We start from the raw sequence: 12,379 nt of genomic DNA, 5'->3' as shown, positions 1-12,379 counted from the left end.
CGGGCCGTGATCGCTGGAGCGGCCGACCGTGTGGTGCCCGTTCAACGGTCCGGGGGCGGTTCCTGGATCGGCAGGGACGCCCGCAGCGTGCGCGATGCCTGGATCTGCGCCGCGATACCCGAGGCCTCCAGTGCCTCCGTGAGCCGTCGGCGCATCTCGCGCTGAAGGTCCCACTGCCGGTCGGTGGAGGTCTTGCAGACGGTGCGGATCACCGCGCCGTCGACACTGATGCTCTCCACGCCGAGCACCTGCGGTGATTCGAGAAAGTAGCCGGAGTACTGCGGATCGTGGGCGAACGCGTCCACGGCCTGGCGCAGCACGGCGGTGGCCTTGTCGACACCGGCGAACCCGATCGGCACGTCGATCATGACCGTGGCCCAGCCCTGACTCTTGTTGCCGACACGGATGATCTCACCGTTGCGGACGTGCCACAGCACGCCGTGGATGTCGCGGATGCTGACGATGCGCAGGCCGACCGTCTCCACCACGCCGAGCGCCTCGCCGGTGTCTATGATGTCGCCCACGCCGTACTGGTCTTCCAGCAGCATGAACATACCGGCGATCAGATCCTTCACCAGCGACTGGGCGCCGAAACCCAGCGCCACGCCGGCTACGCCGAGACTCGCGAGGAGGGGCCCGACGTTGATCTCCAACTCGCTCAGGACGATCAGGAACGCGAGGGAGAACACCGTTGCGGTGACCACACTTTTGAGCACCGATCCCAGCGCCTCGGCCCGCTGGCTGCGGCGGTCGGCGAAAACCGTGGTAGCCGCGGCGACCGAGGTGGGGACCTTCTCGCGGATGGGCCGCAGGAGCGTCTTGCCCTTCACCGTGCGGTCGACGAACTTGTCGATGCCGTGGTTCAGCAGCGCCCGGATGATCATCGCGCCGAGAATGATGAGGACGATGCGGACCGGCTTGACCAGCAGGTAGTAGCCGCCCTCGGCGAGCCAGCTGGATCCGGTGAGGTCGTACAGGAACTTGCAGGTCCTGTCTGCCAGGCAGTCGGCGTTCGGAGGCGGCGGCTCGGGTGCCGGTTGTGAGTTCAGCGGCATGGCGGCGTGGTCACCTCGTCGGTCGTGGAGCGGCCGCGGCCAGGGAACCAACATCGCCATTGCCGCCAAGTCGGCGCGGCTCGGCTGAGAATGTGTGAGCCACTGCCAATTTTATGGGCATGCATCCGGCCTGTTTCACCTGATCAGCACAAGAGCCTTCGCGGCATTCACCGCGGTGCGGAGCGCGGCCGCCGGCGATGATCTGCCCTGTGGGTGTCTTGTGAGGATGTCGCCGTGCCCAAGTCCGTCCCCATGAGTGTCGGCTACGGCAGAGAACTCGCCCGGTGTGCTGGGACGGGACCCCCCGCGGGGTGCTCGGCCCGGGGCGCGGCGAGCAGGGCGATGAGGTCGCCGATGCGGTGGTCGGCCTCGGCCGGGTGGCGGAATGGGCCGTCGGGGTCGATGGTGTAGCGGTTTCGTCGTCCGATGCGGTGGCGCACCAGGTAGCCCGCGGTCTCCAGGTCCAGGACGATCGCCTGGCAGGCCCGCTCGGTGATGCCGACCTCGACCGCGACGTCGCGCAGCCGGGCGTCGGGTTGCCGGGCGAGGGCGAGCAGGACGTGGGCGTGGTTGGTCAGGAACGTCCAGTTCCTGCCTCCGGAAGCCGTCTGGGCCATGCGCTCATTCTACGAGCGGGGATTCGCGCACTCGAAGTCGCGATTCCCACGACTGAACAGTTCGGCGGTCGCCGCAACCGTGCCGGGCGGCGTGATCCCGGCCTTCGCCAGGCCGCGGCTGCGGCCGCGGACGTCAGCGGGGCGCAGTGGCCTGCTGGCCGTCTGGTCGGGCGGCCTGCGCGGGGGGTACGCCGCGGCGGGTAGCGATCATGCTCCAGGCGATCGATACGGCCAGGGTGGCGACGATGACGCCGAGCGTGACCGGGATCGGCAGCTTGCCGACCGGGGTTTCGGACAGGATGAGTTTCACTCCGGCGAAGCCGAGCAGCACGGCCAGGCCGTAGTGCAGGTGGACGAACCGGCGCAGTAGTCCGGCGAGGCAGAAGTAGAGGCTGCGCAGGCCCAGCACGGCGAAGGCGTTGGCGGTCCAGACGATGAACGTGCTGGTGGTGATGGCCAGGATCGCCGCGACCGAGTCGATGGCGAAGATGAGGTCGGTGGCTTCGATGGCGATGAGCACGACGAACAGCAGGGTGGCCACTCGCCTGCCGTCGATCCGGGTGAAGAACCGGTCGCCGTGGTATGCCGGGTCGGTGGGCACTACGCGGCGCACGATCCGCACCAGCAGGTTGCGGTGCGGGTCGATGTCGCCGTCGTGCTTGAACGCCATCTTGTAGCCGGTGTAGATCAGGAACGCGCCGAACAGGTAGGCGGTCCAGAAGAAGGCGTCGAGCAGTTGCGCGCCGACGAAGATGAACACCAGCCGGAAGGCCAGCGCGCCGATCACGCCCCAGAACAGGACCTTGTGCTGGAAAGCGCTGGGCACGGCGAAGAACGTGAAGATCATCGCGAAGATGAACACGTTGTCGACCGACAGCGCCTTCTCGATCAGGTAGCCGGCGTAGTAGGTGCCGGCCACCTCGGCGCCCTGCCACCACCACAGCACGCCGCCGAACGCCAGCCCAGCCGCGATCCAAATGCCCGACCAGGTCAGCGCCTCACGGAAGCCGATCTCGTGGCCGTCGCGGTGCAGGAACAGATCGATGGCGAGCATGACGGCGACGGTGCCCATCACGGCAGCCCAGGCCCACAGTGACACGGACATGGAAGACTCCTTCGACCGGCCGAGCCGGTGGCTCGGACCTGAACGGTCGACGGTCTTCCCGGACCACCCCCAGTGGGAATGGCCGCGGCTCCGGGCCCGGATGGCCGGACCGTACTGACGAAGTCGCGTCCTGCTTCGGGTACTCCCCCTCGAACTGCGATCCAGTATACGCGAAATGCATTTCGTGTAAATGCCGGTCATCAGGCCGGGCAGTCGCAGCCGGTGCCGGCTTGGGCCGCGGTGGTCACGACGCGATGAGCCGGATGAGGTCGCTGCTGGTGAGCATGCCGACCGGGCTGCCGCTGTCGTCGACGAGGGCGACGGCGTCGACCGCCGTCGACCTTCTCAGCCGCGCGGCGTCCACGACTACGGCATAGGAGTCCAGCACCGCGGCCTCGTGGTCGAGCACGTCGGCGGCGGTCAGGTCGGCGAGGCTCCGCAGGGCCTGAACACGACGTCGGCGCGGTGTACGCGTTGCTGTTCACCGACACCGACACCGACACGCTCGCCGACAGGCTGCGTGCCGGTGAGGCCCTGTCGGCGGTCCTGCTGACGGCCACCGCGGCCGGGCTCGGGTCGGCGCCGATCAGCGACGTCATCGAGTTCGCCGACCTGCGGGCGCGGGCGGCCCGGCTGATATCGGGCCCGGGGCAGCCGCAGATCCTGGTCCGGGTCGGGCACCCGCCGCCGGGGCGTCCGCGCAGAGCCCGCGCCGCCCGGCCGCGCAGATGCTCGACCCGCCGTGACGACCGCGCGTGAGCGACCCGCCCGCACCGGCAGGCCGGATGGCGGGTCAACGGACCCTCGCAACCGGGGACCACGGTCCCTGCCCGGCCCGGATCGGCAGTGGCAGCGTGGGAGGCGAAGTGGATGCCATGATCCTGACCTGGCGTGATGCGCTGACCACGACCCTGCTGGGCGCGGCGGCGGCGACCTGCAGCGAATATGGCCTGAGCATCCTGCACGTGAAGCAGGCAGCCGCAGGGGTTCTGGTCCTCGGCGCGGTGACCGCGGCGATCGAGCACAGCAGGCTACGGCTGGAACGTCCGCGTAAACCGACGCTGGTCGCAGGTTTCGTCCTCGCCGCGACCGGCCTGATCGCCGCAGTCACGGCGTCGGTCACCGGCCAAGCCGCCGCCCTGGCGGCAGCCGTAGCCTGTGTCGTCGCGCTGTGGCTGCTGGCGCTCACCCGGCACGTATTCGCCGGGCGGGTGACCGACCGCGAACTGCGGCAGTTCCTCGACCGCCAACGAACCGGCGACCGCCCCGCGTGACGAAGGCAGACCGCTGCCCACCCAGACAGAACGCGCCGCGATCCTCGCCGTACCCGCCCGAGGCAAGCGCCTGGACGCCGGCGTCGACAGCCGCCGCCGGAGGCCGATCTTCCGGTTCGGTCACCGGCAGCGCCATCCGGGCGGCATCGTGGACGCATGGATCCTGACACGGCCGCACCGCGCCCCGCCGGGCCGGACCGTCCCGTGATCGCAGGAGTGGACGGCTCCGAATGCGGCACGCTCGCCGCCCGCTACGCCGCCCGGCTGGCCCGCGAACGCGGCGCGCCACTGGAACTGGTCTGCGGCTACCAAAGCGCGCTGTACGGGTTCGCGCCGCCGTGGCTGGGTGGCGAATACCTGGCCGCCGATCAGGGCGAAACCCGCCACGCCGCCGAGCAGGCCCTCACCGGCGTCACGACCCAGCTGCGTGAGCAGTATCCCGACATCGAGGTCCGTGCCCATCTGATCGCCGGGGCGGGCGCACCGGTGCTGATCGAGCAGTCTCGCCGGGCAGCGATCATCGTTGTCGGCAGCCGCGGCGCCGGCGGCTTCACCGGCCTGCTCCTGGGGTCGGTGTCCTCGCAGGTCGCCGCCCACGCCCACAGCACCGTCGTCGTCTACCGCCCCACCGAAACCGAAAGCTCCACCGACACCGATACCGAACTCGCTGTGGCGCTGCCCGGGCCGGTCCTCGTCGGCTACGACGGCTCACCCTCGGCGCAGGGCGCACTGCAGTTCGCCGCCCAGGAGGCCCTGCTGCGCCGGGCCGCGCTGATCATGGTCAACATCCACTGGCAGGCCCCGTGGTATCACGGCGACAAACCCGCCGTGGACCCCGCCGACGCAGCCCGCACCGAAGCCGAGCAGATGCTCGCCGACGCCATCGCGCCGTGGCGTGCCGGCCACGCCGCACTGGCAGTCGAGCTGCGGCCGGTGCACAGCCTCAACGCCGAGCGCGCCCTGGTCGAAGCCAGCCGGGACGCCGCGCTGACGGTCGTCGGGTCCCGGGGCCGGGGCGGCTTCACCGGCAAGTTGCTGGGCTCGGTCAGCCACGCCTTGGTCGAGCACGCCCACGGCCCGGTCGCCATAGTCCACACCAGCTGACCCGCGTACAAGGTCTCACCACCTGGACACTTCGGCATCGCTACGCGGACACGGAAGACCGCGCCGCCTGCCACACCGGGCACTGGCCGGGCTCCAACACCCCTACCGATGTCCGCAGCGGGCGGACGAACACCACCAGTTGCGCGACGCCGGACTCGCTGAACATGAGCTGCAGATGATCACGGGCCAGCTGGACCGCAGCGGGCTGGGCGTGGATCGAGGCGATCAGCCCCGCCTTGGCCGAATCGGCCAGCAGGTCACGGGCCACCTGCCCGGCCCGTAGCCGGTCGTCGGTGCTGTCGGCGTCGGTGCCCAGCACCACCGCGAAGCCGCGGTCGGGGCCGCACGGCCCGGCGCGGCAGGTGCCCGCAACGCCCTTCCACGGATGCGCCCTCGGGCAGAACTCCGTCTGGCCGACCGGCCGAAGGTCGTAGGCGCCGTCGCCGCGCAGGGCGGCAGTGGCGGCCTCCACGATCCGCGACAGCAGCTGCAACGACGCCTCGCCGGTGACGACCTTGGCCCACACGCCGTGCTCGCGTGCCTTGACCAGGAACTGTTCAGTGACCATGCCCTCACCGTGCGCCCCGTCGTCCAGGCTGGGGCAGGGCCGGTGAGACCCGTCGGACAGGACCTTGGTCACATCACCCGCCGGCTGCGGCGAAGCCCGGCCGCACCGCCGGGCGGCGCGAGACGACGACAGCAGGCGAGGATGCGTCAACCGGCGTTGCCCGCCGCACCGGAGCCGGTCTGCTCGATGGTGGCGATCTGTTCGAACGGCAAGCGCGCGGTGTGCCCGGTCAGCGTGTGTTCGGGATCGGCGACGCCCAGGCGCAGCACGATATAGGCGTAGCCGCGCTGCGACAGGATGCGGCGCATCATGGCGCGGGTTCCGTCGATCTCGATGACTTGACTGAACGGCAGCACGGCGAGGCCCTGACCGGTGGCGTGCAGCCAGATCGCGGACAGGGCCTGCCCGGCGCGCAGCCACGCGGCCCGGTCGTCGTCGGCGCCGAACAGCACGATGTAGGTGGAAGCCTTGTCGTGGCCGCCGCCGGCCTGCAGGGTGCCGCGGGTGCCGAAGTCGCGTTCGCCGACGTCGGTCTCCGGCCTCCGGTCAGGGATGACCTCCGGCGGCAGACCGGTGCCGGCGGGCCGCGAAGGCCCTGTCCAGTAGGACGTCTCGGCGATGACGGCAGGCTCGCCTGCGGCGGCGTCCTCAGCGTGCGACACGGCGACGACCAGTTCGGTGACCTGGTCGGAAGTGAGCCGGTGCACGTTCACGCCCACGGCGTCGGCGAGCCGACGAAGCTCGTCGACCTGTTCGGCGGTGACGGGGGAGTCGACAGTGGGGCGGCGATCGGTGTGGCGCAGCTGCAGTGCCTGGGCCAGCCGCACGGCCTGCGCCGTCACCGGGACCTCGGCGGTGATCGTCAAGGTGGCCAGATGATCGGGTCGGCCCGGATCGGGCAGCGGCCGGACCGCGACGTCGTATCCCTGGGCGTGCAACGCGACCTGGGCGTGGTGCAGCGCGGCGCCGCAGCTGAGCAGCAGCATCCGCTGATCGGGATCGGTGCCGGGCAGGGCGCGGCTCGTGTCGGCGTACAGTTCGAGCCGGTCAGAGCGGATCTGCCAGTGCCAGGGCTGGGTGTTGTGGATCGAGGGCGCGCGTCCGGCCGCCGCCGCCGCCACGGCGTAGGCCGCGGCCGGTGGGCGGTGGTGCTCGCTCGACGTGGTCATGACTCCTCCAGAAGTTGTGTGCCTAACAGCACGCCACGCGGATGTCGCGGCATACGTCGATGCCGCTGCCGTCGGGCAGCCGGAACACACGGATCACACCCGCATTCTCCGCCCACCCCGGCCGTGCCGGGATAGGGACCAAGACCTGCCCGCAGGCAGGACCCTGGCCCACCTGCCCAGGCGCGGCGGCCCTGACCACCCGCGCCGCGCAGGGTGGACGGTGGGGGTATGACAGCAGACGAGACGACCCGCGAACAGGTGCTGCGCGACGCGGCCCGCACCGCGCTCGCCGCGCCGTCGATTTTCAACACCCAGCCGTGGCGCTGGCAGGCCGACCCGGATCGGCTCCGCCTGTACGCCGACCGGCAGCGCCAGCTACCGGGCGCCGACCCGCACGGGCGGCTGCTGACCATCAGCTGCGGCGTCGCCCTGCACCACGCCCGAACCGCCCTGGCCGCCACCGGCCACGAGGCGCAGGTACGGCGACTGCCCGATCCGGCCGATCCGGATCTGCTCGCCGAGCTGACCGTCGTCGGCCCCCACGAACCGTCGCTGGATGAGCTGATGGCCTGTGACGCGATCAGGCGACGGCGCACCGACCGGCCGTTCACGTCGCAGGCGGTTACCGAGGCCGAATGCCGGACACTTGTCATGGCCGGCGAGCGCGAACACGCCCACGTCCACCTGGTCGCCGTCGGCCAGGTGCCGGTGCTGGCCCTGACGGCCGTACGGGCCGGGGCGCTGCAGCTGTCCGACCCCGGCTACCGGGCCGGACCGGCCGACTGGACGCACCGGCCACCGTGGAGCGGCGAGGACGTGCCCACCGCGACCACCGTGCGGGCCAGCGGAGCTAGCTGCGGGATCACGGCTGCGATGTCGATGGGGGCGCGTGGGGTCGTGTACACGCCGGTGATCGTAGGGCGATCGGCGGCGAGGCGACGCCCTCGGCCGCTGTCAGAGGTCCTGCACCACGCCGCTGTCCACGAACTCGAAGACGACCTGACGCAGGCGGTGCAGGAAGTGCTCTACCGAATGGGCGACCGGCTCGAAGTCCGCATCCAGCGACGCAGCGACCGAGCGGTGCACGGCGCCGCCCCAGTCGGCGACGTACAGCGCCCCTACGCCCGTCGACCCGATGACCAGGCCATGGGGGTCGTCGGCGTGAGGTAGGAAGGCGTACCCGCACTCGTCCCGTAGGTCTAGGGCAGTGGCGGCGCTGTGGATGAAATAGCCGTTGCCGACGTCTGGCAGGCTGACCTCGGCGATGAGGTCATAGTAGTCGGCCATCCAGGGTGTGGACAGCGGGTCAGCTCGGTAGCGGTCGGCGGCGACGCGATCATCGGCGCCGGCCAGAAGCACCCCGTTCACGCCCGGCGGGTACCCGTACACCGCCTCGAAGGTGGCCACCATCCGGGCCGCAGCCGTGTTGACCTCAGTAGCCCAACACCGAACCCAGTCGGCGGGCGGCCGCAGCTGCGGCCGGTAGGCGGCGAGCGGCTCGGCGGGCGAGGCGGAGTGGCGCGTGGAGTGCGGCGGAGCTGCCGGGTCGATCGCCCGGCAGCTCCGGTGTTCAGGGTGTTCGCCCGGCGCGGCTCACACCGTCTCGAGCAGCAGCTGCTGCCCGGCGGTGATGAGGCCCGGCACGTAGAACGTCAGGGTGAGGGTGCGGCTGGCGCCGGCACCGACGGCGTAGGTGCCGATCTGGTCGAGCGGTGCGGTCGGCCGGGTGTACAGGGTCTGCACGGTGCTGGAGCCGTCGACGGCCACCGTCGCCGGGCCGTTCCAGGTGTTGCCCGGCACGTCGGTGGCGGCGACGAGGTTGGACGCGAACGTGACCTTGACCGTGCGCGTCGATGCGCTCGGGTTCTGGAGCACCAGGCGGACGGTGTAGCGGTGGCCGTAGTTGCCCCAGCTGCGGGTGGAGGAGTCGCTCATGGTGGCCAGGCCCGCGGTGGTCTGGTCGAGGGTCGGCTCCTGCTTGGCGGTGGTGTTGACGGCCAGCCCGAGGTGCCGCCCGGCGGCGGGCAGCGGCAGGGTGACCTGCCCGGTGTCCCAGGCGGAGGTGGCGTACACCCCGGCCTCGCGGCCGTAGGTGGTCGGGGATTCGGAGGCGATGTTGCCCGGTGCCCAGGAGGCGTTCTGCTGGGACAGGTTCGTCGCGGTGGTGGTGCTGCCGTCGCCGGTGACGACCGTGTACACGTACACCCCGGCGCTGGCCGTGATCTCGAAGCGGCCGTCGGCGATGTTGGCGGCGGCCATGGTGATCCGGGTGGCCTGCACGGCCTTGCCGGAGGCGACCGACGCGCCGCTGAGGTAGGTCGTGGTGGTGCCGCGGGTCCACGCGTCGGCCACGGCGTAGCAGGGGCCGGTGCCCGCGCGCTGGGCCGGGTCGGCGGTCAGCGGCTTCTGGGCGTTGGTGTACGCCGCGCCGCGCACGGTGACGGTGACCGGCGAGGCGTTCGGGTTGGAGATGAGCACGTGCAGGTAGCGCGTGGTGGACGTGCCGTTCTGGTGGTAGAGGTACAGCGGGAAGGTGCCCGACAGCGGGGTGGCCGCGCCGCCGCGTGCGGGGGTGGTGCGCGAGTGCAGCATCAGCCAGCCGTTGCCGGTGAACGTCTCCGGGTTGTTGCTGACCACGATCGGGCTGCCGGTGACGGCTCCGGGCAGCTGGCGCAGGTTCGCCAGGGCGACGGTGCCGCCGGGTCCGGCGGGTGCGCCCGTGGTCCAGGCGGTGTCGGGCACGGTGGTGTCGGCTGCCGCGGGTGAGGCCGCGGCCAGCAGGATCGCCAGGGCGGCGAGCAGGGTTCCGGTGGTTCGGTGGCGCATCGTCGAGCCTCTCTGGTGAACCGGGAAGGGGTGGGGGCGCGGCGCGCCGTTGCGTCGCGCCCCCGGTGGGTCAGCGGGCGGACAGCGTCAGCCAGCGCTGGTACATGGCCAGGTCGCGGCGGAGCCTGGCGGCGTAGGCCGGCTGGACGCCGGCGGTCTCCAGATCGGCGCGGGCCTGGGTGAGCAGCCGCTGGGCGGCCTCGCGGCCCAGGCCCAGCGGTGCGGCGGTCAGGACCTGGGCGGCCAGCAGCCGGGCCGATACGCGGGCGTTGACCTCGACCGGTGCGCACGTCGCGGCCGCGAGGACCTCGGCGCGGGCCGCGCCGATGCCGGTGGCGGCGGCGTAGGCGTAGTCGGCGTGGGGGATCGGGACGCGGTTGCGCTGCGGGCCCTCCCGCAGCGCCTCCTGCTGCAGGGCGGACAGCTGGTTGTAGGCGAACAGCGCGACGCCGTCGGAGTCGTTGTCGACGACGGCCTGCATCTGGTCGAGCACCAGGTCGGGTGCGGAGCCGCGCAGCGGGCCGTAGGTGGCGGTGTACAGCGGCAGGTCCCCGACGCGGGCGCGCATGACGGCCGTGTCGGCGCCGACGGACGTCGCCGAGGTGCCGAAGGACATGCCGGTGAGGAAGTCCAGCCAGCCCTTGTCGGCCCAGGCGCCCCAGTTCTGGAACTTCTTGTTGAGCCCGTCGGTGGGGTCGGCGAACACCGCCGCCGACAGTTTGGCCTGCGGGGCGACCTCGTCGGTCATGGCGCGCACGCCTTCGACGAAGGTGGTGACGACGTTCTCGCGCCAGCGGTTCCAGGTCGGCCACAGCGGCGAGGCAGGGTCCAGGGTGTACGGGTCGGCGCCGTGCTCGGCCGCGAACCGCTGCCGGGTGTGGTCGCTGTAGGAGAAGTCCGCGCCGTAGGGCAGCGACACCGGGTAGCGGATGTAGTCCAGGTGCAGCCCGTCGACGTCGTAGCCGGCGAGGATCTCCCGGAACACGCTGGTGGTGTACTCGCGCACGGCGGGGATCGCCGGGTCCATCCAGTAGTAGCCGGGCTCCATCCGCGACGGCTGCGGGCCGGTCTTGCCGACGTCCTCGCGTTCGACGGCCGCCCACTCGGGGTGGGCTGCCAGCACCGGCGCGCCGCCGGGGGCGACGCCGACGTAGAAGGTGTGCACCCAGGCGTGCAGCTCGATGCCGCGCAGGTGGGCCTGCTCGGTCCAGATCCGCAGCGGGTCGATGCCGGTGAACTCGGGCTTCTGCGCGGGGATGCCGTGGTCGGCGGCGACCGCGCTGGGGTAGATCGTGTAGCCGTTCCAGACCGTCTCCAGGAAGACGAGGTTGGTCCCGGCCGCGGCGAGGCGGTCCAGGGTGGCGGTGATCTGGGCTTCGGTGGTCTCGATCGGGCGCACCCAGATGCCGCGGCCCTCGGCGGCCCGCGCCGGGCGGGTGCGGTAGCCGGCGATCTGCGCCTGGTGGCGGGCCTGCCGGGCCAGCGCGGCGGCGTCCTCGCCGGTCGCGGCGGCGGCCTGCGTGCGCAGTGTCCGGGCCTGGTCGAGGGCGCTGCGCACGCTGTCCGCGTCGATGCGGGCGCACGCGGCCTGCGCGGCGGTGAGCGCGGCCTGCGCGGCGCCGATCTGGTTGTCGGCGTCGGTGAGGTAGGCGTCGGCATCGATGGTCACGGCGAGGTTCAGCCCGTCGAGGCTGACGGCGGCGCCGATCACGGCGTTGGTCTCCAGCCACGAGCCGCGGCTGCCGTGCCCGGACAGGACCATGGCCCCGGCGGGCACGGCGCGGTTGTTGCCGCCGCGGGCGGTGACCCGGCCGCCGGTGACGACGACCTCGTAGCCGTAGTCGTTGGTGCCGGTGGTGGCCCGCCCGCTCGCGTCGGTGTAGGCGACGAGCTGCTCGGCGCCGCGGCATCCGGGGTAGCACTGGCCGGTGGTCTGGTCCACTCCGCCGGGGTTGTTCTGGGCGGTGGGGTCGACGGCCGTCAGCGTGGTGACGGCGGTGCGCAGGTACAGGTTGTCGATGCGGACCCGATCGCCGGGCCGCAGGTGCTCGCGCAGGTAGCGGCGGTCGTCGGTGCCGCCGGTGGCCGGTGGCGAGGCGGACAGGACGGCGCCGTCGGCCGGGATGGCGTTGTTGCCGGGGGACGGGCACTTGTCGAAGACGGTGCAGACGGAGAGGACCTCGTAGACGGCCCGGTCGGCGGTGGCGCGCAGGACGGCCTCGCCGCCGAAGGCGTTGGTGCGGGTCTCGGCCCCGAACTCGGGCGTGTAGAGGGCGAGTACCCCGGCGGCGCGGCTGGACGGGTTGATCGCGTCCAGTTCGGCGGCGGCCCCGTCGGCGGCGGTGACCTGCGGGGTGCCGGGTGCGGCGGCTGACGCCGAATCGCCGCTGGTCAGCGCCACGGTGGCGGCCATCGTGGCGGCCGCGGTGAGAGCGGCGACGTGCGGTAAGCGGAACACTGGTCCATACCTCCCATGAGTTGCGCCACATCATTGGAAAGTGGTCCGGATAAGTCAATGCGACTCCTGCGCCTGGAGCGGGTCGCCGGCTCCTGTCATCCACCGCCTGAGCTGAGCATTACGGCACGTAAATGGCGCCTGATAAAGGCCATGTGACCGTCGTCACACTTGACGCCCCCGGCGGTCGGTGACATAGGTTCACG

Annotated in this window: 12 protein-coding genes; 4 read left to right on the top strand and 8 right to left on the bottom strand. The window is 71.7% G+C overall.

Translation table 11 applies throughout. The features are described from left to right. Positions 1 to 41: 41 nt before the first annotated feature. From CS0771_RS26690 to CS0771_RS26675, 4 genes are all read right to left on the bottom strand, one after another. The gene (locus CS0771_RS26690) at positions 42 to 1,055 is read right to left on the bottom strand and encodes a mechanosensitive ion channel family protein (RefSeq protein ID WP_212843563.1); all 1,014 of its coding nucleotides are present in this window, start codon (positions 1,053 to 1,055) and stop codon (positions 42 to 44) included. 263 nt (positions 1,056 to 1,318) lie between these two features. Then, positions 1,319 to 1,672 carry a MarR family transcriptional regulator gene (locus CS0771_RS26685; protein WP_212843562.1) on the bottom strand — a complete coding sequence of 118 codons (354 nt, stop codon included), beginning with the start codon at positions 1,670 to 1,672 and terminating at the stop codon, positions 1,319 to 1,321. A gap of 133 nt (positions 1,673 to 1,805) precedes the next feature. Beyond that, positions 1,806 to 2,777, bottom strand: coding sequence for a TerC family protein (locus tag CS0771_RS26680; RefSeq protein WP_212843561.1), 972 nt, complete (start codon positions 2,775 to 2,777; stop codon positions 1,806 to 1,808). A 244-nt stretch (positions 2,778 to 3,021) separates the two neighbouring features. Then, positions 3,022 to 3,186 carry a CBS domain-containing protein gene (locus CS0771_RS26675; protein ID WP_212843560.1) on the bottom strand — a complete coding sequence of 55 codons (165 nt, stop codon included), beginning with the start codon at positions 3,184 to 3,186 and terminating at the stop codon, positions 3,022 to 3,024. Positions 3,187 to 3,242: 56 nt separating this feature from the next. Between CS0771_RS26675 and CS0771_RS26670 the strand changes: the two genes are divergently transcribed. The 3 genes from CS0771_RS26670 to CS0771_RS26660 all read left to right on the top strand — a co-directional run bounded on the left by CS0771_RS26670 (position 3,243) and on the right by CS0771_RS26660 (position 5,155). Then, positions 3,243 to 3,536 carry a hypothetical protein gene (locus tag CS0771_RS26670; protein WP_212843559.1) on the top strand — a complete coding sequence of 98 codons (294 nt, stop codon included), beginning with the start codon at positions 3,243 to 3,245 and terminating at the stop codon, positions 3,534 to 3,536. A 116-nt stretch (positions 3,537 to 3,652) separates the two neighbouring features. After that, on the top strand, positions 3,653 to 4,051 hold the full coding sequence (locus tag CS0771_RS26665) for a hypothetical protein (protein WP_212843558.1): 399 nt from the start codon (positions 3,653 to 3,655) through the stop codon (positions 4,049 to 4,051). Between the two features lie 156 nt (positions 4,052 to 4,207). Continuing rightward, positions 4,208 to 5,155 carry a universal stress protein gene (locus CS0771_RS26660; protein WP_212843557.1) on the top strand — a complete coding sequence of 316 codons (948 nt, stop codon included), beginning with the start codon at positions 4,208 to 4,210 and terminating at the stop codon, positions 5,153 to 5,155. A 40-nt stretch (positions 5,156 to 5,195) separates the two neighbouring features. On the opposite strand, the gene CS0771_RS26655 is transcribed toward CS0771_RS26660, so the two are convergent. Then, positions 5,196 to 5,723 carry a hypothetical protein gene (locus CS0771_RS26655; RefSeq protein ID WP_212843556.1) on the bottom strand — a complete coding sequence of 176 codons (528 nt, stop codon included), beginning with the start codon at positions 5,721 to 5,723 and terminating at the stop codon, positions 5,196 to 5,198. Between the two features lie 146 nt (positions 5,724 to 5,869). Continuing rightward, entirely contained in the window at positions 5,870 to 6,892 is a 1,023-nt protein-coding gene (locus CS0771_RS26650) for a nitroreductase (protein WP_212843555.1), read from the bottom strand. 228 nt (positions 6,893 to 7,120) lie between these two features. On the opposite strand from CS0771_RS26650, the gene CS0771_RS26645 reads away from it, so the two are divergent. After that, positions 7,121 to 8,062: a hypothetical protein gene (locus CS0771_RS26645; RefSeq protein ID WP_212843554.1), complete on the top strand. Its 942-nt coding sequence runs from the start codon at positions 7,121 to 7,123 to the stop codon at positions 8,060 to 8,062. 423 nt (positions 8,063 to 8,485) lie between these two features. Here CS0771_RS26645 and CS0771_RS26640 read toward each other — a convergent pair whose 3' ends face one another. After that, complete coding sequence (locus tag CS0771_RS26640) at positions 8,486 to 9,718, bottom strand: DUF3370 family protein (RefSeq protein ID WP_212843553.1); 1,233 nt, start codon at positions 9,716 to 9,718, stop codon at positions 8,486 to 8,488. 70 nt (positions 9,719 to 9,788) lie between these two features. Beyond that, the gene (locus CS0771_RS26635) at positions 9,789 to 12,176 is read right to left on the bottom strand and encodes a glycoside hydrolase family 10 protein (RefSeq protein ID WP_212843552.1); all 2,388 of its coding nucleotides are present in this window, start codon (positions 12,174 to 12,176) and stop codon (positions 9,789 to 9,791) included. Positions 12,177 to 12,379: the final 203 nt, after the last annotated feature.

Source organism: Catellatospora sp. IY07-71 (assembly GCF_018326265.1).
Taxonomy (GTDB): Bacteria; Actinomycetota; Actinomycetes; order Mycobacteriales; family Micromonosporaceae; genus Catellatospora.
The sequence above is the reverse complement of the archived record's forward strand: the minus strand, read 5'-3'. Positions and strand labels throughout refer to the sequence as shown.

Excerpts from the sequence above, each read along its gene's own strand:
- CS0771_RS26690 (WP_212843563.1), bottom strand. The coding sequence starts at position 1,055 with ATGCCGCTGAACTCACAACCGGCACCCGAGCCGCCGCCTCCGAACGCC.
- CS0771_RS26685 (WP_212843562.1), bottom strand. The coding sequence starts at position 1,672 with ATGGCCCAGACGGCTTCCGGAGGCAGGAACTGGACGTTCCTGACCAAC.
- CS0771_RS26680 (WP_212843561.1), bottom strand. The coding sequence starts at position 2,777 with ATGTCCGTGTCACTGTGGGCCTGGGCTGCCGTGATGGGCACCGTCGCC.
- CS0771_RS26665 (WP_212843558.1), top strand. The coding sequence starts at position 3,653 with ATGATCCTGACCTGGCGTGATGCGCTGACCACGACCCTGCTGGGCGCG.
- CS0771_RS26660 (WP_212843557.1), top strand. The coding sequence starts at position 4,208 with ATGGATCCTGACACGGCCGCACCGCGCCCCGCCGGGCCGGACCGTCCC.
- CS0771_RS26655 (WP_212843556.1), bottom strand. The coding sequence starts at position 5,723 with ATGGTCACTGAACAGTTCCTGGTCAAGGCACGCGAGCACGGCGTGTGG.
- CS0771_RS26650 (WP_212843555.1), bottom strand. The coding sequence starts at position 6,892 with ATGACCACGTCGAGCGAGCACCACCGCCCACCGGCCGCGGCCTACGCC.
- CS0771_RS26645 (WP_212843554.1), top strand. The coding sequence starts at position 7,121 with ATGACAGCAGACGAGACGACCCGCGAACAGGTGCTGCGCGACGCGGCC.
- CS0771_RS26640 (WP_212843553.1), bottom strand. The coding sequence starts at position 9,718 with ATGCGCCACCGAACCACCGGAACCCTGCTCGCCGCCCTGGCGATCCTG.